The 22,135-nt window shown below is 68.5% G+C and carries 21 protein-coding genes; 14 read left to right on the top strand and 7 right to left on the bottom strand.

Translation table 11 applies throughout. The features are described from left to right. Positions 1 to 81 precede the first annotated feature (81 nt). Positions 82 to 264 carry a hypothetical protein gene (locus BW39_RS09720; protein WP_043821398.1) on the bottom strand — a complete coding sequence of 61 codons (183 nt, stop codon included), beginning with the start codon at positions 262 to 264 and terminating at the stop codon, positions 82 to 84. A gap of 179 nt (positions 265 to 443) precedes the next feature. Beyond that, the gene (locus tag BW39_RS09715; protein ID WP_052155309.1) at positions 444 to 1,673 is read right to left on the bottom strand and encodes an MFS transporter; all 1,230 of its coding nucleotides are present in this window, start codon (positions 1,671 to 1,673) and stop codon (positions 444 to 446) included. Positions 1,674 to 1,818: 145 nt separating this feature from the next. Here BW39_RS09715 and BW39_RS09710 point away from each other — a divergent pair, with 145 nt between their 5' ends. From BW39_RS09710 to BW39_RS09675, 8 genes are all read left to right on the top strand, one after another. Beyond that, the gene (locus tag BW39_RS09710) at positions 1,819 to 2,406 is read left to right on the top strand and encodes a TetR/AcrR family transcriptional regulator (protein ID WP_013802038.1); all 588 of its coding nucleotides are present in this window, start codon (positions 1,819 to 1,821) and stop codon (positions 2,404 to 2,406) included. 151 nt (positions 2,407 to 2,557) lie between these two features. Further along, positions 2,558 to 3,220: a response regulator gene (locus BW39_RS09705; protein WP_012206042.1), complete on the top strand. Its 663-nt coding sequence runs from the start codon at positions 2,558 to 2,560 to the stop codon at positions 3,218 to 3,220. Further along, the gene (locus BW39_RS09700) at positions 3,217 to 4,758 is read left to right on the top strand and encodes an ATP-binding protein (RefSeq protein ID WP_043821397.1); all 1,542 of its coding nucleotides are present in this window, start codon (positions 3,217 to 3,219) and stop codon (positions 4,756 to 4,758) included. The genes BW39_RS09705 and BW39_RS09700 overlap by 4 nt, the downstream gene beginning before the upstream one ends. A 157-nt stretch (positions 4,759 to 4,915) precedes the next feature. Then, positions 4,916 to 5,689, top strand: a complete 774-nt coding sequence (locus BW39_RS09695) for a c-type cytochrome (RefSeq protein WP_043821396.1) — start codon at positions 4,916 to 4,918, stop codon at positions 5,687 to 5,689. Between the two features lie 17 nt (positions 5,690 to 5,706). Further along, entirely contained in the window at positions 5,707 to 6,738 is a 1,032-nt protein-coding gene (locus BW39_RS09690) for a c-type cytochrome (RefSeq protein ID WP_043821392.1), read from the top strand. A 303-nt stretch (positions 6,739 to 7,041) separates the two neighbouring features. Then, positions 7,042 to 7,647, top strand: a complete 606-nt coding sequence (locus tag BW39_RS09685; RefSeq protein ID WP_043821424.1) for a DUF2325 domain-containing protein — start codon at positions 7,042 to 7,044, stop codon at positions 7,645 to 7,647. Next, positions 7,644 to 8,147 carry a ferric iron uptake transcriptional regulator gene (fur, locus tag BW39_RS09680; RefSeq protein ID WP_043821391.1) on the top strand — a complete coding sequence of 168 codons (504 nt, stop codon included), beginning with the start codon at positions 7,644 to 7,646 and terminating at the stop codon, positions 8,145 to 8,147. Before BW39_RS09685 ends, fur begins: the two co-directional genes overlap by 4 nt. Continuing rightward, positions 8,144 to 8,785, top strand: a complete 642-nt coding sequence (locus BW39_RS09675) for a nitroreductase family protein (RefSeq protein WP_043821390.1) — start codon at positions 8,144 to 8,146, stop codon at positions 8,783 to 8,785. The genes fur and BW39_RS09675 overlap by 4 nt, the downstream gene beginning before the upstream one ends. Before the next feature lie 67 nt (positions 8,786 to 8,852). Here BW39_RS09675 and BW39_RS09670 read toward each other — a convergent pair whose 3' ends face one another. From BW39_RS09670 to BW39_RS09660, 3 genes are all read right to left on the bottom strand, one after another. Then, on the bottom strand, positions 8,853 to 9,740 hold the full coding sequence (locus BW39_RS09670) for a class I SAM-dependent methyltransferase (protein ID WP_043821389.1): 888 nt from the start codon (positions 9,738 to 9,740) through the stop codon (positions 8,853 to 8,855). Positions 9,741 to 9,888: 148 nt separating this feature from the next. Beyond that, positions 9,889 to 10,497 (bottom strand): cysteine hydrolase family protein, encoded by a 609-nt coding sequence (locus BW39_RS09665; protein WP_081816174.1) that lies wholly within the window; start codon positions 10,495 to 10,497, stop codon positions 9,889 to 9,891. Between the two features lie 227 nt (positions 10,498 to 10,724). Next, positions 10,725 to 11,231, bottom strand: a complete 507-nt coding sequence (locus tag BW39_RS09660) for a hypothetical protein (protein ID WP_043821388.1) — start codon at positions 11,229 to 11,231, stop codon at positions 10,725 to 10,727. A gap of 133 nt (positions 11,232 to 11,364) precedes the next feature. Here BW39_RS09660 and BW39_RS09655 point away from each other — a divergent pair, with 133 nt between their 5' ends. From BW39_RS09655 to BW39_RS09645, 3 genes are all read left to right on the top strand, one after another. Further along, the gene (locus BW39_RS09655) at positions 11,365 to 11,727 is read left to right on the top strand and encodes a hypothetical protein (RefSeq protein WP_012206032.1); all 363 of its coding nucleotides are present in this window, start codon (positions 11,365 to 11,367) and stop codon (positions 11,725 to 11,727) included. 179 nt (positions 11,728 to 11,906) lie between these two features. Continuing rightward, on the top strand, positions 11,907 to 13,244 hold the full coding sequence (locus BW39_RS09650) for a hemolysin family protein (protein WP_043821387.1): 1,338 nt from the start codon (positions 11,907 to 11,909) through the stop codon (positions 13,242 to 13,244). Next, positions 13,231 to 13,740, top strand: coding sequence for a hypothetical protein (locus BW39_RS09645; protein WP_043821420.1), 510 nt, complete (start codon positions 13,231 to 13,233; stop codon positions 13,738 to 13,740). Before BW39_RS09650 ends, BW39_RS09645 begins: the two co-directional genes overlap by 14 nt. A 135-nt stretch (positions 13,741 to 13,875) precedes the next feature. On the opposite strand, the gene azu is transcribed toward BW39_RS09645, so the two are convergent. Continuing rightward, positions 13,876 to 14,334, bottom strand: a complete 459-nt coding sequence (gene azu, locus BW39_RS09640; protein ID WP_012206029.1) for an azurin — start codon at positions 14,332 to 14,334, stop codon at positions 13,876 to 13,878. Between the two features lie 328 nt (positions 14,335 to 14,662). On the opposite strand from azu, the gene BW39_RS09635 reads away from it, so the two are divergent. Further along, the gene (locus BW39_RS09635) at positions 14,663 to 14,953 is read left to right on the top strand and encodes a hypothetical protein (protein ID WP_043821386.1); all 291 of its coding nucleotides are present in this window, start codon (positions 14,663 to 14,665) and stop codon (positions 14,951 to 14,953) included. A gap of 43 nt (positions 14,954 to 14,996) precedes the next feature. Here the strand turns inward: BW39_RS09635 and BW39_RS09630 are convergent, their stop codons facing one another. After that, positions 14,997 to 15,713: an alanyl-tRNA editing protein gene (locus tag BW39_RS09630; protein ID WP_043821385.1), complete on the bottom strand. Its 717-nt coding sequence runs from the start codon at positions 15,711 to 15,713 to the stop codon at positions 14,997 to 14,999. Positions 15,714 to 16,105: 392 nt separating this feature from the next. Here BW39_RS09630 and BW39_RS09625 point away from each other — a divergent pair, with 392 nt between their 5' ends. Together BW39_RS09625 and BW39_RS09620 are read left to right on the top strand one after the other, a co-directional pair. Beyond that, positions 16,106 to 19,048 carry a DUF4132 domain-containing protein gene (locus BW39_RS09625; protein ID WP_043821384.1) on the top strand — a complete coding sequence of 981 codons (2,943 nt, stop codon included), beginning with the start codon at positions 16,106 to 16,108 and terminating at the stop codon, positions 19,046 to 19,048. Between the two features lie 70 nt (positions 19,049 to 19,118). Then, positions 19,119 to 22,115 (top strand): DUF4132 domain-containing protein, encoded by a 2,997-nt coding sequence (locus tag BW39_RS09620; protein WP_043821383.1) that lies wholly within the window; start codon positions 19,119 to 19,121, stop codon positions 22,113 to 22,115. The last annotated feature ends 20 nt before the right edge of the window (positions 22,116 to 22,135 follow it).

Here is a 22,135-nt window from a genome sequence, read left to right as displayed (position 1 = left end):
CCCAGAAGGACTATGTGAGCTTGAGGTGTTACCCATGTCTGTGAGCTGAGTTGTTACCCATGTCCTTGACACGTACAAGGGTCAGAACTTATTCCAGAGTGCTGCAAATGCCCCGAAAGAAATGGCAATGAAGAGGGATGCCTTGAAAACCAGCTTGTTTTTTGATGAAGTCGATGGCTTCACTATCTCGTATTTGGAAACGAGCATGACGACGACAAGGGTCAGCACGCACACGACAATAAGCCGTGTCTGAAGTTCGTTCATTGCATATCCTTCCATCAAGCGGAATACGGGGTCGCGAGCGATGCGAATCCGTGAGGGCAAGGCCTGGATTGTGCATTGGTAATTGCGCGAATTTCCGCTGTGGAAGACAAGGAGAATTCCGAAATATTTCAGGATATTTCCGAGGTGGCATAGGACTTGTCCTGAAGTTTCTGCGGAATTCAGACTTGGTGATTCTTTGCCTGTTGATGGCCGCAATCCGCTTTGCTTCCAGTCCCAACCAATCCCATGGCCGCAGACAGCAGCAAGGCCGCAGCGGCAAATCCGCCAGACAGCCAGAGCGTGGCGTGCAGCCCCCAGCCATCGACCAGTTGGCCGCCTGCCCATGAGCCCAGCGCAATACCGATGTTGAAGACGCCAACGTACAGCGCCGTGGCAATTTCCACGGCGCGTGGCGCAGCCTGCATCATCCAGGTCATCAGTCCCACCGATACGCCGCCGTAGGCCAGGCCCCAGACCAGCAGCACGGCGCCACCACCGGTTGGCGATTCGCCCACGGACAGGAACAGCACAGGCGCCAGCAGAAGGCCCATGGCGATCGCCGCCAGACTCGGCACCGTGCGGCGCGCCGCGATGATGCCCGCCAGGAAGTTGCCCGCAATGCCCGCGATGCCGTAAGCCAGCAGCAGCGCGCTCATCCATTGCGCATCGAACCCCGACACCGTCAGCAGCAGCGGGCGCACGAAGGTGAAGGACATGAAATGCCCGGCCACCAGCAGCAGCGTCAGTGCCAGCCCGGCCTGCAGCCGGCGGTTGGCCAGCTGATGGCTGAACTGGCGCAGGCTGGCCGAGCCTGTGGCAGGCAGGGCGGGGAGAACGGCCACGTGCAGCGCCAGCACCAGTGCGCTGAAGCCTGCCATGCCACCAAAGGCCCAGCGCCATCCCGCGAAATCGCCGATCAGCGCGCCCAGCGGCACGCCCAGCACCGAGGCCGCCGCCACGCCGCCAAAGATGATGGAAGTTGCCAGGCCCATCGACGCCTGGGGTACCAGCCGTGCCGCCAGCCCGCCCGCGATTGCCCAGATGCCGCCCATGCAAAAGCCCACCAGGACGCGCGCGGCCAGCAGCCAGATCAGCGACGGCGCCAGCGCCGAGGCCAGGTTGGCCAGCACGAGCAGGGCCAGCAGTCCGCACAGGATGCGGCGCCGGTCCATGCCGCCCGCCGCCATCACCACCAGCGGCGCGAACAGCGCGGCCAGCAGCGCCGGCAGCGAGATCATCAGGCCGGCCCTGCCCATGGAGGTGCCCAGGCTGCCGGCAATGGATGTGAGCAGGCCGACCGGCAGCATTTCCGTGGTCACCACGGAAAAGGTGGCCAGGCCCACGGCAGACACGGCCAGCCACGGGCGGCGCGCGGCGGGTTCGGGTCGCGTGGAGGAAGACGAATTCATGGTCCAGATCCCTTCAAACAGGTGGGGGGGTGTTGCACCGCCGTCGCGGGACAGAGAAAATACATACGCTGCGTATGAATAGAATCCTATATACATACGTAGCGTATGTAAATAATCATGCACGCCGTATGTAAGGAGATTGGCCATGGTTCGCCGCACCCGCGCCGAGATGGAAGAAACCCGCGCCACGCTGCTGGCCACGGCCCGCAAGGCCTTTGGAGAGCAGGGCTACGCCGATGCCTCCATGGACGATCTCACCGCGCAGGTGGGCCTGACGCGGGGCGCGCTGTACCACCATTTCGGCGACAAGCAGGGCCTGCTGGCGGCCGTGGTCGAGCAGATCGATGCCGAGGTGGATGAACGCCTGAAGGCCATCACCGCCCATGCCCAGGATCCCTGGCAGGGCTTTCGCAGTCGCTGCCAGGCCTACCTGGAAATGGCGCTGGAGCCTGAAATCCAGCGCATCGTGCTGCGCGATGCGCGCGCGGCTTTGGGCGGCGCGCTGCCGCAATCGCAGCGCCACTGCATTGCGTCCATGCAGGCACTGATTGCGGACCTCATGGCGCAGGGCATCGTGGCCCGGGCCGATCCGCAGGCGCTGGCATCGCTGATCTACGGCAGCCTGGCCGAAGCGGCTTTCTGGATTGCCGAGGGCGAGGACGCCGACCTGCGGCTGGAGCGCGGCGCGGCGGCGCTGGACCTGCTGCTGGGCGGGCTGCTGGCCCGGCCCTGAGCGGGCCACCTGGCCGCATTCTTGTGCGCGTGCCTGCGAGATTCGGCATGCTGGCGCACACCTCGCTACAAATCTGCGATGCTCAGTCGCTTTTCGTTCCCGACTTGGATACAGACGGCGGGGCCTGGTGCCAGGCCCTGCGGACAACAACATGCATGTTCTCTTGGTGGAAGACAACGCGCTGGTGGCCAGCGGCGTGAGAGCCGGCCTGCAGCTGCAGGGCTTCGGCGTGGATACCGTGGCCTCGGCCGGGCAGGCGGATGCGGCCATCCGTTCCTCGCATTTCGATGCCTGCGTGCTGGACCTGGGCCTGCCCGACGAGGATGGCCTCTCGCTGCTGGCGCGCTGGCGCGGCCAGGGCCTGCAGGTGCCCGTGCTGGTGCTGACGGCGCGCGATGCCGTGTCACAGCGCATCGAAGGCCTGCAGACCGGCGCCGACGATTACCTGGTCAAGCCCTTTGACCTGCACGAACTGGCGGCGCGCCTGCATGCGCTGCTGCGCCGCGCGGCCGGCCGCAGCGTGGACTGGATCGAGCTGGGCGAGGTGCGCATCAACCCCGCTGCAGGCCACATCCAGCGCCAGGGCCGCACGGTGGAGCTGTCGCGCCGCGAGTGGTCGCTGCTGCGCGCGCTGCTGCAGTCGCCGGGCCGCATTCTGAGCACCGAGCAACTGCGCGACAGCCTCTACGGCTACAGCCAGGACGTGGAGAGCAATGCCGTCAACGTGCATGTGCACCACCTGCGCCGCAAGCTGGGCCATGAGCTGGTGGAGACGGTGCGCGGCGAGGGCTATCGCCTGGGCCTGCACCCATGATGCGCAGCCTGCGCGTGCGCCTGCTGGCATGTCTGTGCCTGGCGCTGTGCACGCTGTGGGGCGGGGTGGCGGCCTGGATGTTCTCGGACATGCGCAACGAACTGCGCACCGTGCTGGATGACCGGCTGATCGCCTCGGCGCGCATGGTGGCAGGCATCGTCCACCAGTTCCGGCCTGCCCGGGAGCTGCCGCAGGACTGGAGCCCCATGCTCAACGTGATCGCGCGCGACGGCGTGGCCTGCGAGGTCAGCCTGGTGCGCGGCGAGGTCCAGCCCGTGCGGCCCGAATCGGCCCTGCCGCAGGTGCTGGCCAAGACCGAGGGCAGCCCCGTGTTCCCGCAGAGCATGCCGCTGGGCTTTTCGACCATCATCAAGGGCGGCAAGCCCTGGCGCACCTATGTGCTGGAGGACCACGGCGTGCGCATCGCCACGGCCGACCGCATCGATGTGCGCGAGGGTCTGATCCACGGCTTTGCCTACACCATCGTCCTGCCCTTCGTGCTGGCGCTGCTGGCCAGCATGGGGCTGATGTGGTGGGCCGTGACCCAGGGCCTCAGGCCGCTGGAGGCCCTGCGGCGCGAACTGGCGCGCCGCCCGCCCGGCGACGATTCGCCCGTGGCCCAGGGCCTGCAGACGCGCGAGCTGGCGCCGCTGGTGGGCACGCTCAACCAGCTGCTGCACCGCGTGCGCGCGGCCATCGACCGCGAGCGCCGCTGGAGCGACGACGCCGCCCATGAGCTGCGCACGCCGCTCACCGCCATCAAGACCCATGTGCAGGTGGCGCAGATGGCGCTGGCGGCGCCCGGCATGCCTGCCGGCCTTCTGGCCGCGCCGCCCGGCTCCATGGCCCGCGATTCGCTGGCCCAGGCGGGCGAGGGCGTGGAGCACCTGCAGCACACGCTGGAGCAATTGCTGCTGCTGGCGCGGCTGGAGCAGCATGAACCTGGCGCTGCCTCCGTGCTGGCCTGCGGCGATGCGCCTGCCGATGCGCTGCAGGCGCTGGACAAGGCCTGGCAACTGGCTGTGAATGCCGTGAGCGCCCAGGCCCCAGCGCCCGCGCTGCGCACATGGCTGGACAACGGCCAGCCCGTGCAGGACTGGCCTCTGGCCATCTCCGAGCCCCTGCTGGTCTCGGCCCTGCGCAATCTGCTGGAAAACGCCCTGCGCCATGCGCCGCAGCATCCCGTGGAACTGGCCGTGCGCTCCATTGGCGCCATGCCGGGCAAGACACAGCAGCCGGGCACAGGCTATGTGGAGTTCACCGTGGCCGACCACGGCCCGGGGCTCAGCGCCGAGGAATGCGAAGAGGCCACGCGCCGCTTCTGGCGCAAGCGTCCCCAGGAGCATGGCAGCGGCCTGGGACTGCCCATCGTGCAGCGCATCGCCGAATGCGCAGGCGGCTGCCTGCTGCTGCAGCCGCGCAGCCTGTGGCGGCCCGAGGAAGGCCAGGCCAGCGGCCTGGTCGCGTGCCTGTACCTGCCGCTGGCGGACGGCCCGGGCCCGCAGGCCCCGGCCCCCGGCCCATTAACGCCGGCTTAATCTCGGTTCCGTATCGTGCGGGCCTGGCTGGCCAGCCCTGCGGGCATTGCGCCTTGCGGGGCGGCGGCCGGTATCCCTATTCGATCCTGTCCGCCGCAGCCGCGCGCTCCTGGGCGCGTGGCGCGGACGCATGGCAGGGCAAATGCCTCTTCCCACGATGATCCGCATGAACAAACAGACCCTGTCCCGGTCGTGCATCGCCATCGGCATCTGCATGCTGATGGGCAGCGCCTGGGCGCAAGACGCCGCGCCCAAGGCAGCAGCGCCCGCAGCAGCGCCCACAGCTGCGGTGCAAGGCAGTGCAGCAGCCGGCCAGAAAATCGCCCAGTCGGGCACGCCCCAGGGTGCGGCGGCATGTGCCACCTGCCACGGCGCCAAGGGCGAGGGCATGGCGGGCTTTCCGGCCCTGGCCGGCCAGCACGCCGGCTATCTGGCGCGCCAGCTCCAGCACCTGGCCGACGGCAGCCGCCAGGCCCCCGTGATGGCGCCCATGGCCAAGGCCCTGTCGGCCCAGGACCGTGCCGACGTCTCGGCCTATTACGCCAGCCTGCCGCTGCCCATCCAGCCCGTGCGCGGCCCCCTGCCCAAGGGCAAGGATGATGACGGCGCCTGGCTGGTCGAGCGCGGACGCTGGGCGGACGGCATTCCCGCCTGTGCCCAATGCCACGGCCCGGGCGGCGTGGGCGTGGGCGCCGATTTCCCGGCCATCGGCCACCTGACGGCCGACTACATGCAAAGCCAGGTCGCCGCCTGGAACAAGGGCCAGCGCGAGGCCGGCCCGCTGGGCCTCATGGGCAAGGTCGCGCAAAAGCTCACGCCCGCGGACATCCAGGCCGTGGCGGCCTACTACGCCCGCCTGCATGGCGCCAGCACCAGCTCCAGCACCAGCACCAGCACCGCAGCCACGGCCTCCGCGCCAGCCAAACCCTGATGGACCGGGAGCCGAACATGTCCGACACACAACCCACCCGCGCCTCCAAAAACTCCAATACCGCCGAGTACGTCGTCGTCGCCTGCCTGTTCGCCGGCCTGGCGGGCGCGCTCGCCTATGGCATGTACATCAGCCAGCCGGACATGCCACCTGCGCCGGCCCGCGTGGGCGCGGTCCCCGCTGCGGCTGCCACCGCAGCCAGGGCCGATGCAAATGCGAATGCCCAGGTCACTTCCCAGGCCGTGAAAGTGGCTGCCGACGGCGGAGCCTTCACACCCCCCGGTGCCCGCGACATCCCCGACACGCCCATGGGCGAGTGGATTCGCCGTGGCGAGGCCATCTTCCTGCGCACGCCGGCCAACGCCGTGGGTTTTTCGGGCAACACCCTCAACTGCGTGAACTGCCACCTGGACGCAGGCCGGCTCAAGGGCGCCGCACCCATGTGGGGTGCCTACCCGCTGTACCCGGCCTACCGCAAGAAGACCAACCACGTGGACACCTTCGCCGAGCGCGTGCGCGGCTGCTTCATGTACAGCATGAACGGCAAGGCCCCCGACGACGGCCACGACATCCTCGTGGCGCTGGAGGCCTACGCCTACTGGATGGCACAGAAGGCGCCCACGGGCGAGAAGCTGTGGGGTGCGGGCTTCACCAAGGTGGGCAAGGCCGCGCAGGAGCCCAGCTTCGAGCGCGGCGCCAAGGTCTACGAGGCCAAGTGCGCGCTGTGCCACGGCGCGCAGGGCCAGGGCCAGGAAACCGGCGGCGTGACCGTGTTCCCGCCGCTGTGGGGCAAGCAGTCCTACAACTGGGGCGCGGGCACGCATGAGGTGGACAAGGCTGCCAGCTTCATCAAGGGCAACATGCCCTACGGCAATCCCACGCTGGACGACCAGGAGGCCTGGGACGTGGCCACCTACATCAACAGCATGGAGCGCCCCCAGGACCCGCGCTTCACCGGCAACGTGGCCGACACGCGCAAGCAGTTCCACGACACCCCGTTCTCGCTGTACGGCACCGAGGTCAACGGCCGGCTGCTCAAGGGTCTTTGAACAGGTCGGACAGGCAACGGCAGGCCGGGCGCAGGCCTGCGTTGCCGTGCATGGCAGGGCGCTGACGGCCACCCTGCAAGCGCATCTGCGCCGGTGCGGCCTTTGCACCAGACGGCGTACGGTCATCGGTTTGACGGCCGGCATTTCATGATTTAATAAGAATCATTCTCACTGATTTGCCAGCGCATCCGGCTTGCATCGCAGCACACCGCCTTGCCGGCAAGCCAGGCCCGTGCCGCACAGGGCCATGCGCAAAGGCCTTCGCGCGACCACCGCGCAATGCTCAGGTTTGCCGAGGAAACCATGACCCAGACCTTGGACGACATTCAGCAACTGGCGCATGAGCACCAGGTGCTGCTGCGTGGCTACGGCCACGCCCAGTTGCGCAGCAGCGAACTGCTGTGCCTTCAAGCCCAGGAAATAGAGAGGCTGCAAAGGCTGGTGATCCGCCAGCGCGCGGCCTTGATGGCCAAGGAAACCCAGCTGCTGTGGGCGCGCGAGGAGCGCGAGGCGCTGGAGAAGGCCATTCCCGGCCTCTCGCGCCGCGTCACATTGGCACGGCGCGTGGAGTCGCTGCTGGTGCGCGTGCAGGACCTGTTGCGCGAGCGCGCACGCTGGCAGCGCCAGTCGGCCGCGCCCGTGGCACAGCCCGCCATGCCTGCGCGGGAGCCCGAACAGGACGCCGAAGCCTTCGAGGCCAGCCTGCGCGAGGCCGATCTGGTGATCTGCCAGACCGGCTGCCTGAGCCACGGCGAGTACTGGCGCGTACAGGACCATTGCCAGCGCACGGGCAAGACCTGCGTGCTGGTCGAGCAGCCCGATGCGCTGCGCATCGTCCGCATACACCGGGGTGCCGAAGGCGGCGACAACCCCGCCATGACACTGACACACGGAGACACCACCGCATGACACGCAGCAAGATGCCCCTGAGCCCGGGCGGCGAACCCGAACTGCGCAGCGTCGGCCTGAAGGCCACGCTGCCGCGCATGCAGGTGCTGGAAATCTTCAGGCAGAGCGCGTCGCGCCACCTGCATGCCGAGGACGTGTTCCGCCTGCTGGCCGAGCGGCGTGCCGAGGTGGGCCTGGCCACCGTCTACCGCGTGCTGTCGCAGCTGGAGGCCGCAGGCCTGCTGCTGCGCCAGACCTTTGAAAGCGGCAAGGCGGTGTTCGAGCTCAATGAGGGGCCGCACCATGACCACCTGATCTGCCTGCAGTGCGGACGCGTGGATGAATTCAGCAACGACCACATCGAGGCGCTGCAGCACCAGGTGGCCCAGGCCCACGGCTACCGCCTGGCCGACCACCGCCTGGCCCTGTACGGCCATTGCGGCGCGTGCTCGCAGCTGCCACCCGAATCACCGGCACAGCCCGAGCAGGCAAGGCAGCCTGCGCTGCAGGACAACGAATGAGCACCAACGACAGATCCCTGACCCCCGAGCAGCGCGCCGCCCTGGACCTGCTGATGTCGCGCCAGTCGCGCTGGCCGCTGCAGGACCCGGCGCCGGGCGCAGACGTGATCGACACCGTCATCGATGCTGCACTGCGCGCCCCCGACCACGGCCAGCTGCGCCCCTGGCGCTTCGTGCTGGTGCAGGGCGATGCGCGCCATGCGCTGGGCGAGGTGTTCGTGCAGGCCGCCAAGGCGCGCGACCCGCAGGCCGACGCCGAGCGATTCCGCGCCAAGGCCCTGTCGGCCCCGCTGATCATTGCGCTGGGCGTGCACCTGCAGCCCGAACACAAGGTGCCTGAAAGCGAGCAGCTGCTGGCCGGTGGCGCTGCCGCCATGAACATGCTCAACGCCCTGCACATCCTGGGCTTTGGCGGCTTCTGGGCCAGCGGCGCCAACAGCCACGATGCGCGCGTGCGCGAGGCCCTGGGATTCGAGCCCCATGACCGGCTCGTCGGCCTGCTGTATGTGGGCACGCCCGTCTCGGCCGGCCGCGAAGCCCTGCGGCCGCCGCGCAACCGCTTTGTGCGCGAATGGCAGCCCGGGCAAGGCCTGGTGCAAGGCCTGGCCCTGTCCTCCAGCGCGGCCGACGAAGGCTGATCCTGGTTCCCTGAAACAAGGATGCCCGGCTTGACCGGGCATCTTTCGTTGCGGCTGCGCAATCGGCCTAAGCCGCCGTCTCGGCCGACTTCAGCTGGTAGATGGCATAGAAGTGCACGCCAAAGGTCCAGCGGAATGCCGGCCCCACCAGCGAGTAGGGCGGGCCGTAGCCTTCCATCACCTGGTGCGCGGCCACCAGCTGCAGGCGCGGATGGGCTTGCGCCAGATCGGCCTCGCGGCGCAGGCCCCAATGGAACTGGGCCTGGGTGAGCCGGACCGAGGGGTGCTGGCTTGCGCGCCCGGCGGCCAGCCAGCACATGGCGTCGAACACCAGTTCCGACCCCGGCGGGCTGCATTGCGCAAACGTGGTCCACAGCGCCTGTATCTGCTCTTTTTGCAGGTACATGGAAACGCCTTCGGCCATCATGAAGACGGCAGGCCCTGACCTGTTGGCCGGCAGTCCCAGCCGCTGCCACCAGTCGGCGTCGGCCAGGTCGAATTGGCGGATCTCCTGGCGCTCCGATTGCCAGGGCAGCAACTGCCTGCGCAGTGCGACCACCGGCCCCAGGTCCGCATCCGTCATGCGCATCTGCCCGTTGTCCAGCCATTGGAAATAGTCGCTGAGGCCGCAGCCCAGGTTCACCACATGGCCCTGCGGCTGGCGCCGGAGAAAGTCCTGCGCCAGCGCGCGAAAGCAGTGCGTGCGCGCCAGCACGCCGTAGATGCTCTGCCTGTCCTGAAGCCAGCGGCTGCCGTCGTCGCCCAGCTGGGTCAGGGTGTCCAAGGCATGGGCATCGCTGACGGCCATGCCCGGAAACAGCCGGTCGCCCAGGGCGCGGGCGGTCAGCGGAATGCGCAGCGTCTCGCTGACGTCGGACAGTTTTTCCTGCCGGGGCGTGGAGGGCGGCGCATCGGTGAAAGCCGGGCCGGCCGACGGTGCAAGAGGTTCGGGCATTGCTCGCTCCTGTGGTGCGCTGCAGGCCAGCATGCCAGGCCTGCGCACGTCATGAACCAGTTAACGGGAAATCATTCATATTGGTTTGATGCAAGGCTGCCACGGCACGACCCGCGACGCTGCCATGGCCATCATGCGCGAAGTCCGTTCAGAACCGGCAGTCCGCAGTCTGCACCAGTCGCGCAAAGGCGCCGCCCAGCGTGCGGTTGTGGTGGCCGATGATGAGCCCGGCCTGCAGCAGCGGCGAATCGGTGGTGGTATGCGCATCCGCCACCAGCACCGGGCGAAAGCCCAGGCCGGCTGCGGCACGGCAGGTGGTGTCCACGCAGAACTCGGTCTTCATGCCGGCGATGACCAGTTCGGCAATGCCGGCTTCGGCAAGCCAGGTGGCCAGGCCGGTGCCCTCGAAGCAGCTGGGCCGTGTCTTGTCGAAGACGCGGTCCCGCTGCGCATCGATGCCCAGCTGCGGCAGCAGTTGCGTGAGCGGGCTGCCGGGGGCGATCGGCGAGCCTGCAGGGCCGGTGTGGCGCGCAGCGAAGATGGGCGCGCCGGCTTCACGGGCGCGGGCGATCAGTTGTCGGGTGTTCGCCAGCACGCGGTCCTTGTCGAACGGCGCATCGCTGCCGTTGAAAAGACCTTGCTGCATGTCGATGACGAGCAGGGCACGCCGTGGGCCGTCCGGTGCGGCCGTCGAGGATGGGGAGGAAGCGGCGGACGCGACGGAAGGGGCGGATGGGGCGGAAGGGGGAATCTGCATGAAGTCTCTCCGGTGATGCCCTGGATGCACGGAGAAACGCAAAGGCCCCGTCCATCGTGGGCGGGGCCTTGGGGGATGGTGGCTGCCTTGCGGCGCTCAGGTATCCGTCCACGGTCCGCCGTTGGCGGTCGTGGTGGTGGTCGTGAGGCGGTGCGTGGCAAAAACCATCCGCGCATCCTGAGGCCGGCGATGCGGCCTGTCAACCCTTGCGTGCGCGGGCCTGGCCCTCACGACTTGTTGACCTTGTGGTCCTCGCCCTTGGCTTCTTCCATGGCCTCGGGCTCCAGTTCCTCGGCGGAGCGGTTGAGGTGGATGAAGGCGCCCCAGCCCAGCAGCAGGATACCCACGGCGCTGACCAGGGCGGCGGGGTAGAGCAGGTGGGCGGGTTCTTCCTGCGTCTTGAAGGCGGCGACCAGGGCCTCCACGGCCAGCGCGACGACCAGCACCACCAGAAAGCGCGAGAGAAAGCGGCGCACGCGCGTGGGGCCGCTGATGTGGGCCTCGCGGATGACTTCCTCTTCGGTGATGGTCTGGGCGATCTGCAGTGCAACCACGCCGGAGGCCAGGATGCCCAGCGCCTCGACGATGCGCAGGCCCGATTCGCCATCCACGCCATGCGCCATGGCGTTCCAGCCCTTCAGGCCCGCGATCCAGAGCAGGGCCACGGCGGCCAGCGAAAACAGCAGCGCGATGAGAGCGTGCAACACGGTGAAAAGGGTATGGATGGCTTTCATGGCAGAGGGCGGAGAGTGGGCCGTGGCGCATGTTTCCACGGCTCCGGCGCGCCGCTTGTAGGAAGCGGCGAACAGCGGTGGACAGGCGGCCTGCCTGTCTGCGGGTCACGGGCATGGATAGAATCCGAGGACCATGTCCAGATGGTTCATCGCGGTTTTCTCCCTGCACTTCGTCGTCAGCGTGGCCTTGTCCACGCTGGGGCTTGCGCCATGGCGCGCCCTGCCGCACGAGCCATGCGAGCCGCCCGGTGTCCACCCGCGCGCCGCCTGCGCCGGCCCGGAGCGCGCGGCAGCGCCGCGGGTGGACACGGTCTCCCTGCTCGATGACTTCGACCACGCGCTGATGGACGATCAGCAGGACCTCCCCGATGTCGTGCACGCCGTGGACGGCATGCCGGCACCCCGCCTGCAGGCCGGGCGCCACATCACCGCCAGCCTGCGCGAAGGCCCTTGGCGCAGCCTGGCACCGCCCGACCGGCCTCCGCGGGCAGCCTGATCCCCCATTGCCGTTTTCTGACCTGCAGTGCCCTGCGCCTGCGGTGCCTCTGCCGCTTCGGGACCCTGTCCTGAATGCCCGGCTGCCGGGCTGGCCCCTGGCTTTCCTTCTTCCCGGACCCATCGCCGCATGGGCCCTTTCTGCCGCAGCTGCGGCTCCCGGTTCCCACAACACGCATCATGGAAATTGCCATACTTTTTGCGCTGATCCTGCTCAATGGCGTCTTCGCCATGTCCGAGATCGCGCTGGTGACGGCGCGCAAAGCGCGCCTGCAAAAACTCATTGACGAGGGCGATGCCGGCGCCGCCGCCGCCGCGCAGCTGGGGGCCGACCCCACGCGCTTTCTGTCCACCATCCAGATCGGCATCACCTCCATCGGCGTGCTCAACGGCATCGTCGGCGAGGCCGCGCTGGCCGCCCCGCTGGCCGAGTGGCTGCAGCGCCTGGGCGTGCCCGCGCCCTATGGCGGCTACACGGCCACGGCGCTGGTGGTGGTGCTGATCACCTATTTCTCCATCGTCGTCGGCGAGCTGGTGCCCAAGCGCATCGGCCAGACCTACCCAGAGACCTTTGCGCGCCTGATCGCACGCCCAGTCAACTGGCTGGCTCATCTGACCAAGCCCTTCGTGGTGCTGCTGTCCGTGTCCACCCATGCGCTGCTGCGCCTGCTGGGCGTCAAGGAAAACAGCGGCAGCGCCGTCACCGAGGAAGAGATCCACGCCATGCTGGCCGAAGGCACGACGGCCGGCGTCATCGAATCGCACGAGCACACCATGGTGCGCAACGTGTTCCGCCTTGATGACCGCCAGATCGGCTCGCTCATGGTGCCGCGCAGCGACGTGGTCTGCCTGGATGCCGATGCGCCGTTCGAGGACAACCTGCGCGTGATCGAGCAGTCCGACCACGCGCGCTTTCCCGTGGTGCGCGGCGGCATGGACTCCATCATCGGCGTGCTCAACGCGCGCCAGTGGCTGTCGCGCGCGCTGCAGGGCAAGGAGCAGGGCCTGACCGACCAGCCCATGCAGACCGCACTCTATGTGCCCGAGACCATCACCGGCATGGAACTGCTGGAGAGCTTTCGCCTGTCCGACGTGCACATGGCCTTCGTGATCGACGAGTACGGCGAGGTCCAGGGAATCGTCACCCTGCAGGACCTGGTGGAAGCCATCACGGGCGAATTCCAGCCACGCGATCCGCGCAACTCCTGGGCGCTGCAGCGCGAGGACGGCAGCTGGCTGCTGGACGGCCACATCCCCGTGCCCGAACTCAAGGACCGGCTGGAGCTGGCCACCGTGCCCGAGGAAGAGCGCGGCCGCTACCACACGCTGGCCGGCATGGTCATGCTGCTCACGGGCCGGCTGCCGTGTGTCACCGACACCGTGCAATGGGAAGGCTGGCGCTTCGAGGTGGTGGACATGGACGGCAAGGCCATCGACAAGGTGCTGGCCATGCGCGTGGACGTGTCGCTGCAGGTACCGGGTGATGAAGACGGCGGTGCGGCCCATGCCGCGCGCTGAACGTCGGGGCCCGCGCGGCGCATGGAAACTGCTGGCATGCGCGGCGGCCGTGATCTTCATGGCCGCCTGCCTGGATGGCGTGCAGGGCTATCCGCAGCAGCAGGCGCTCATCATCAGCCCCTACGACATGACCCAGGAGCAGCGGCTTGCCGAAATGAACGCCATGGGCGCGGCCGGCCATGCCGACCATCGCTGGACCTACGAACTGCGCCCCGGCTGCGTGCTGCGCGTGGACCTGGACGGCCCGCAGGGCCCCAGGCCTTCGCATGACATCGCCCTGCTGGGCAGCGTGGTGGCTGTCACGGCCCAGCGCGAACGCGGCAGTTTCCGCGTGGAGCTGCAGCCCGGCGACGGCCTGCAGGCCGCGCGCTCCCTGGTGCTGGAAAGCGCCAAATGGGCCGACGCCAGCTGGACCCAGCTGCTGCTGCGCCTGATGCAAAAGGGTTGCGTGGAAATGCAGGGCCGCTCGCATGGCAGGACCACCAGCAGGCACTGAGAGGCCACGCAGAGCGGCAGGGATCGGCAGGCCAGGCAAGCGCGGTTTGCCTGGCCCCGCAAATGAAAAGCGGCACCGAAGTGCCGCCGGTTTGAACGCGGGACGAGAGCCCCGCGCACAAGGCAGGTCGCCGGCTTACTTGGCCAGCGTCAGCGTGCCCTTCATCAGCGCGGAGTGGCCGGGGAAGGAGCAAAAGTAGCTGTAGGCCTCGCCGGCCTTTAGGGCGGCGGTGGAGAAGGTGACGGAATCGCTCTCGCCGCCGCCGATCACCTTGGTGTGGGCGATCACGCGGGCATCCTTTTCCTTCACGAAGTCCTTGGCCGCACCAGCGGCGATGCCGTCATTGGCCACGGGCTGCAGGTCGGCCGTCTTGCTCAGCACCCAGTTGTGGCCCATGGCCGTCTTGGGCAGCTTGCCCACGTGCTTGAGCTTGACCGTGAACTGCTTGCAGCTGGCGGGCACGCTGATGGTGGGCTTGTTGAATTGCATGGCGTCATTGCCTTCGATCTCGACGGCGCAGTCGGCGGCCAGCACAGGCGCGGCGACGGCAGTCATTGCGAGGGCCAAGAGGACGGGCTTCCATTGCTTTGCCATTGTTTTCTCCTTGAAAAGCGGGTGAGGTGGCTGGCATCCGAGGGCCATGGACCGGCAGGCGGTCTGTCGCCATGGATGCTTTGTATGGCTGCCTTAAGCATAGACAGGATCGGGGGCGGCAGGTTGATTTGAATCAAGTCAAAAGAGTTCGAAGACTTGCGCTTGGAGCATGCGGTATGGCGTCGCGCATGCAGGGCATGCATTCGGGCTGCCGCAGGAAAACGGTTTTGCCGCCCGTGGTCTTTTGGCGACGGGCAACCCCACAGCTCGCATGCCTCTACTCACGTCAGTCACATTTGGGTACGATTGCGGAAAATAGAGGGAATGTATGAGATTGCTTGTTTTCATAGGTTCGATCATCGGCGCCATCTTTCTGCTGACGGCGTTCTTCGTCGACAGCTCCCATCAACAGGCGGCGCTGGCGGCCATGGCCTGCGCCAGCGTCCTCATTCCCTATGTGCTGTTCAGATTGCACTCGATCGCCGTCGAGCATGACCAGCTCGACCAGATCCTGCAACTGGTGCGAAAGTCCGGTAGCCAGGGCGAGGGGCTGGCGCAGGGAGGCGATGGGCCCCCTGAGGCGAGCGGGCCTGTGGCGCCCAGGTCCTGGATGTCCTGAGGCCTGGCATCGACAGGTCTGGCATCAACAGGTCTGGGGGGTGTCAGGCGAACTGCACCACCACGCGCCGGTTGGTGCGGCTTTTCTTCTCGATCTTGGTGACGGCCACCGTGCCGATCTCGGCTGTGCTGCGCACATGCGTGCCACCGCAGGGCTGGCGGTCCAGGCCGGAGATGTCGATGATGCGGATCGTCGCCGTGCCGCCCGGGGGTGCGGCGCCTGCGGTGCGCACCAGGTCGGGCTGTGCAGCCAGTTGCTCGGGCGTGATGCGGTCCACGTTCACGGCATGGCTGGCGGCGATCAGGGCGTTCAGGCGCTCCGTCAGATCGGTCTTGTCCAGCGTGGACTCGGGCAGGTCGAAATCCAGGCGTGCCGAGTCCGGCGAGATGCTGCAGCCCGTCACGGGCATAGGCACCAGCACGCCCAGCAGGTGCAGGCAGGTGTGCAGGCGCATCAGCCGGTGGCGCCTGTCCCAGTCGATCACCACCTTGACACGTTCACCCACCTGGGGCGGGGCATCGGTCTGCAGCACATGCAGGATGCGCTGCCGGTCCTCGGCATAGACGGTGTCGATCAGCGCCAGGCTGCGGCCATCGGCCAGGGTCAGCGTGCCGGTGTCGCCGGCCTGGCCGCCGCTGCGGGCATAGCAGACCGTGGCATCGAGCTCGATGCCTTCGGGGCTGACGGCCGTCACGGTGGCTTCGCAGCGGTCCAGGTAGGCGTCGTCATCAAAGAGCTTGTGCGTCTGGGACAGGGGCATGGGGTGTCTCTGGGGTCATGTCGCGGTCCATGGTATCGGCGGCATGGCAGGGCCGGGCAGTACGCCTGGGCGAAAAGTCCCCAGTACAGTCCATGGCCCGCAGCGGTGGCAGTCGCCTGCTTGACAGCCTGTCAAGTGGCGGTGCCCGCGACCTGACAATATCGGCGCCCGCACCGCGTGCGTGCCGGGGAACAATGGCGTGGCCGTTGCGGATGGCGCTACAGATTTTTCCAAAGCTGACGACATACGCAGGGCATGAATCTGTGAGTTTTCCGAGGGACTGTCCGGATGGATCAAGAACTTTTGCTTCCGTCCGGTGCAGGCTCCACCCCCGTCTCCATCCCGGCAGGCCCTGGTTTGCGGCTGCCCACATTGTTCATCTCCTCATCTTTATGAGCACTACCGATCTTCACGCGGCTTCCCTGAGCGATCTCTATGACCGGCTGCATGAAAGCCTCAGCGACGAGGCCTTTGCCGCCGAACTCGACGCCCGCCTGCATGACGGGCGCGCCGACGAGGCACGCACCTTCCTGCGCGGCTGCGAGGAGCGTTGTCTCAACATCCTGGGGCATCTGAGCGGCAGCGACGCACCCTGGTCGCGTGACGGCGAACGCTGGCTGGCCTTTGCGCGGCTCACCGTGCCGCGCGGCCATGTGCTGTCGGGCCGCAGCGAGGAGCTGACCAATGCCCATGTGGCTGCCGAAGTGCGCGTGCTGGCCGAGCAATGGCTGGCCCACGCCCGCAGCGCCGACCTGCCTGTGTACAAGGGCATAGGCCTGGTGCTCGGCAGCCTGCTGCCCTGGCTCAGCTATCCCGGCATGCCCTATGACGAGGTGACGTCCACGCTGGACTGGGCGCTGGCGCTGCGCGAGGCGGCCGGGTTCCGCCGCAACCATGAGTACCACGCGGCCTGGAAGCCCCTGGTCGCCCAGTTGAACGATGCCGACCTGCTGCGCTACGCCGCCGTGGGCGGCAAGCTGTTCGACGATGTGCTGGACCACTACCGCAACGAGCGCCAGCCCAGGCAGCCCAAGGGCCAGGGCTGGAAGGACTGGCTGCCTTTCTTTGCCGAGCATCCCCAGCTCTTCGACAAATCCTACATAGATGATCCCGACCTGATCGGGCAGCGCTGGGCCAGTGCCGGCGCGCCCCGGCGAGAGGAACTGGCCTCGCTGCTGCTCAGCCAATTGACCTACTCCCAGCGCGCCGAGCGGACGAGCGCATTGCAATTGCTGGACCGCCTGGTGGCCGAGGATCCCGCGCCCTTTGCCAAGCAGCTGCGCGAGAACGGCCGCTACCAGATCAGCCTGGCGCTGGCCATGCATGTCATGAAGCACGACGATGCCGCCTTGCTGCCCCTGCTGCTGCCCGCCATGGCCCAGCGCTGCGACCGCGAGGACGAGCTGCGCCGCTACCGCAGCGTGATCCGCGAACTGGTGACCCGCCGCCCGGCCGATCTGGCCGAGGTGCCTGTCAAGGATCTGGTCAATGTGCTGCCCGCGTTCGACACCGCCAGCCTGAAGGCCACGCTGCCCACCTTGACCCCGCTCATCGCAGGCAGCAGCGCCAAGGGCCTGCGCGCCGCCATGGCCGGCCTGGCCGCCCATATTCCGCTGGCCAGCTTGGTGGATGCCGGCTGGCTGAACAAGCCGCCCAAGAACCTGCTGCTGACCTGCCGCGACGTGCTGCTGGCCCATCCCGACCCTGCTGTCGGTCCCTTGCTGGCGCAGTTGCTGGCCGGCGGCAAGCTGGATGCGGCCTCGGCCAGCAGCGTGCAGCAGCGGCTGCAGCAGTTGGGCCTGACAGGGCAGGGCGCCTCGACATCGGAAGAAAGCCAGGCAGATGCCGCATCGCCAGCGTCTGCCGCTGGCGGCGTGGATCTGGAAGCCCAGCTCGCCTCCATCAAGCGCCTGAGCGCGGCCATCAAGCCCTTCGATACGCCCGAGCTGCTGGCGCTGTGCGCGCCGCTGTCCGAACACGCGGCCCGCGTGCTGCTGCATGTGTCCGCCATTGCCGAAGGCGGCCTGCCGCCGCTGGCCGGCGAGCTGCTGGCGCGCATTCCGGCCGACAACCGTGCCCGCCTGGCGCTGGCCCTGGTGCAGCAATGGATTGCTTCCGAGGGCGAACCCAAGCAGCGCTGGGCGCTCAGGCTGCTGCCCGGCCATGCCGATGACCGCGTGGTCGATGCGCTGGTGTCCGCCGTCCAGGCCTGGAACCGCCCGCGCCTGCAGCGCGCGGCCGCCGCCGTGGAGCATCTGGGCGAGGTGGACAGCCTCTACGCTCTGCTGCGCGTGCAGGAGATCTCCGAGTCGCGCTCGCTCAAGGACCAGGTGCAACGCACGGCGCGCATCGCCCTGCGCGCTGCCGCCGCGCGCCGCAAGATGAGCGTGCCCGAACTCTTCGACGAGCTGACGCCGGACTTCGGCCTGGGCCAGGGCCTGACGGTCACGGTCGGGCCGCAGAGCTACCGCGTGGAGCTGCAGGGCGATCTGAGCCTGCGCGTCATCAACGACAAAAACAAGGCCAGCAAGACCATTCCTGCGGTCAAGGACGAGGCGCTCAAGCCCGAATGGGAGGCCGCCACCGCGCAGCTCAAGACCCTGGCCACCAGCCTCAAGACCGTGGTCAAGCAGCAGGCGCCGCGCATGCTGGCCGCCCTGGTCAGCGGCAAGCGCTGGCCGCTGGATCGCTGGCAGCGGCTGTTCGTGGCCCACCCGCTGCTGCGCATCGTGGGGCGCAGCCTGATCTGGCGCGCAGAGGATGCGCCGGGCCTGGCGCGCACCAGCTTCCGCCTGGCCGAGGACTTCTCGCTGGTCGATGTGGAGGATGAAACCGTGGCCCTGCCCGCTGGCTGCAGCATCAGCCTCTGGCACCCGGCCACGGCCCAGCCCGGCGAGCGCGAAGCCTGGCAGACCTACATGGCCGACTATGAGCTGGAGCCCCTGGTTGACCAGCTGGGCGCCTGCGCCGAGCAGCCCGCGCCCGGCCAGTTCAAGAACGGCATGCTGCTGCCGCCCGCGCCGATCACGCTGGCGCAGGAGCAGCTTGGTGGCCTGCTCAAGAAGTTCGGCTACCGGCCCGGCCCCGTGGGCGACGGCCCCAGCATCAATGAGCATGTGTGGCGCCTGCCCGCGCTGGAGCTGAGCCTGGAGCTGTCGCACGGCTATTTCCCGCCCTACCTGGACCTGGGCCTGCCCGTGGCCGTGGAAGGCCTGCGCGTGCACGACCTGAGCAAGGAATACGGGGCCAGCGCCGACCCGGCCCGGCTGCCCAAGCCGCTGCTGGCCACGCTGCAAGGCCAGTGGCTGGCCCTGGCGGCCAAGGCGGCTGCCTGAGCCTTTGTGAACCTTTGCTCCCTTGAAACGTTGGCCGCCCGACCGCCCATCATCCAAGACTCCACAGACCATGAGCAACAACGAGACAGCAGCGCTTCCCCTGCAGGCTTTGTACGAACTGCACACGGCCGCGCCGGCCGGGCGCGAGGGCATGCCGGCCTTTGCCGCCGAACTGGCAAAGCGCCTGGCCCAGGGGCGCGATGCCGAGGTGGCGGACTTCCTGCGCGACAGCAGCAGCCTGTGCCAGGAGCGGCTGCACCAGCTGCCCGGTGAGCATGCGCCCTGGCAGCGCGACCACGCGCTGTGGCTGGCGCTGGCGCGCATCAGCCTTCCGCTGGGACAGTTCTATGGGGGCAACTCGGGCGTGCCCCGGCGCAGTGCCGAGCTGACCGCGGAGCTGACGGCACTGGCCCGCGCCTGGCTGGATGACTGGGGCAGCCGCACCCACCAGCCCTGGAGATTGCGCGATGGCTACGACCTCGTGCTCAGGCAGGTGTTTGGCGTGCTGGGCCATGAAGGCATGTCCAGTGCCGAGATCACCGGCCTGCTGCGCTGGGCGCGGGAACTGAGCGCAAAAGCCGGCATTGCGCCCGGCGCGCAGTACTACTGCCACTGGCAGCACCTGCTGCACCGGCTGCCCGAGCCCGAACTGCTGGCCATGGCCATCGAGGACGGCGGCGGCCAGCTCAGCCGCGACATCGTCCAACGCCAGCTGCCGCTGCAGCGCACGCGGCCTGCAGCGCAGCGCTGGGCGCTGTGGCGGGATTTTTTTGCGCAATTCCCCGCCGTGCTTGACCAGCTGCGCCTGCCCGAGCCCGTGCTGATTGCATCGCGCTGGGAGACGGCCGATGCCGCGCGCCGCGACCTGCTGGCCCAGGACCTGTTCAAGGCCTTGTGCTTTGCCTCGGACGATGACTGGCCGCATGACCGTGCCCTGGTGGAGCGCATGCTGCAGACCGACGCTGCGCCCCTGGTCGCCTGGTTCAAGCAACTGGGCCACCTGGCGATCAATCCCGTCGTGGCGCAGCGGCTGTGGGACGCCCGGTGGCCGGCCCTGCTGCCGCTGCTATTGCCGGCCTGCGCAGACGGCTGCAAGCACGAATCCGACCGCGCCGGCTACGCCCCGGTGGCCGAGACCTTGCTGGCCGATCGCCCTGGCGACCTGGCCCGGCTGGCCGCCGGCCCGCTCACGCACCTGCTGCCCGCGCTGCGCTTGGACACGCTGCAGCGGCTGCTGCCGCAACTGGGCAAGGCCGCCTCCGGCAGTGCCTCCAAAGGCTTGCGTGCGGCGCTGGCACAGGCCCTGTCTGCCCTGCCCGTGGATGCGCCCCAGGCCGCCGGCTGGCTGGCCAAGCCCAACAAGAATCTGGTGCTGGCCTACCGCGATGTGCTGGTGGCCCATCCTGATCCGGCGTCTGGCAGCCTGCTGTCGGCACTGCTGTCCGGTGGATTGCTGGAGGTGGCCGAGCAAGGCCCGGTGCAGGCGCGCCTGAAGGATCTGGGTGCCGCAGCCCCGGTTGCGGACGCAGCCAGGCCATCTGCCGGCGAGGCCGCGCCGGCAGGCAGCGATGGTGCCGGCTCCCTGGCAGAGCTTGAGGCCCAGGCCGCCAGCCTGCAGCGCCTGTCGCCCGCCATTGCCCCGCTGGACCAGCCGGCGCTGCTGGACCTGCTCGCGCCCCTGTCGGCCCAGGCTGCGCGTGCGCTGCTGCACCTGGCGGCCACCAGCCCGCAGGAGCTGCCGGCGCTGGCCCACCAACTGCTGGCCCAGGCCAGCGCCGAGAATCGCGCGCGGCTGGCCCTGGCCCTGGTCCAGCACTGGGTGGCTGCCGATGGCGCGCCCGAATCGCGCTGGGTGCTCAAGCTGCTGCCCGGCGCGGCGGACGATCGCATCGTCGATGTGCTGTCCTCGGCCGCCCTGGCCTGGCACAAGACGCGCAAGGAGCGCGCTGTGGTCGCGCTGCAGCAGCTGGGCCGGCTCGACACGGTCTATGCCCTGTCCTGCGTGCAGGCCCTGGCCACCGGCAAGACGCTCAAGCCCAGCGTGCTGGCCGCTGCACAGGCCGTGCTGGCCGAGGCCGCCACGCGGCGCGGCATGGCGCTGGCCGACCTCAGTGATGAGCTGACCCCGGACTTCGACCTGGGCCGGGGCGTGCAATTGCAGGTGGGCGCGCAGACCTATGACGTGCTGCTGCAGGGCGACCTGTCGCTGCGCCTGCGCACGCCGTCCGGCAAGCTGGTGCGCAGCCTGCCGGCCCTGGCCGACGAGGGCCTGCGCACGGAGTGGGAGGCGGCCGCCGCGCGGCTCAAGACGCTGTCCAAGGGCATCAAGGCCGTGCTGCAGCAGCAGGCGCCGCGCCTGCAGTCCTGCCTGATGCTGGGCCGGCACTGGCCGCTGGACACCTGGCGCCGCCTCTTCCTGGAGCACCCGCTGCTGCGCGTGGTGGCACAGGGCCTGGTCTGGCGGGTGGAGCCCGCGGCCGGCCAGCCGTTCAGCCTGCGCATTGCCGAAGACCTGTCCCTGGTCGATGCCGAGAGCGATGCGGTGCAACTGCCGGCCGAGGGCCGCATCGCCCTGTGGCACCCCGCGCAGGCCACCGAACAGGAGCGTGCGCAGTGGCGTGAATGCCTGGCCGACTACGGCCTCAAGGCCTTGATCGAGCAGGTCGATGCGCCCGCCGACCTGCCGCTGGCCAGCCAGTGGCAGCAGGAGCTGCTGCAGCCCCTGGCACCGATACGGCTGACGCAGCAGGCGCTGGACGGCCTGGCAGGGCCATGGCGCTTTCATGCCGGCCCCGTGTGCGATGGCCCCGGCATCTACCTGCACCTGCGGGACTTTGCCGTGCAGCGCTGGCGCGTGGAACTGCTGCACAGCGCGGCCATGCCGTACTACGAGCCCGGCCATGAGATCGACATCGAAGGCTTTGCCCTGCGCGACATGGCCGCCGACCGCCTGCTGCCCCCGGCCGAATGGCCGCTGCCGCTGCAGGCATCGCTGTGCGCCATGCTCCAGGCCCTGGCCTCGCGCGCTGCGGGCGCGGCAGCCGCAGCAGCTGCAGCCCAGGTTTGACTCCCTCCAGAACCCCTGAA

Source organism: Delftia sp. RIT313, from assembly GCF_000632165.1.
GTDB classification, from domain to species: Bacteria; Pseudomonadota; Gammaproteobacteria; order Burkholderiales; family Burkholderiaceae_C; genus Comamonas; species Comamonas acidovorans.
The sequence above is the reverse complement of the archived record's forward strand: the minus strand, read 5'-3'. Positions and strand labels throughout refer to the sequence as shown.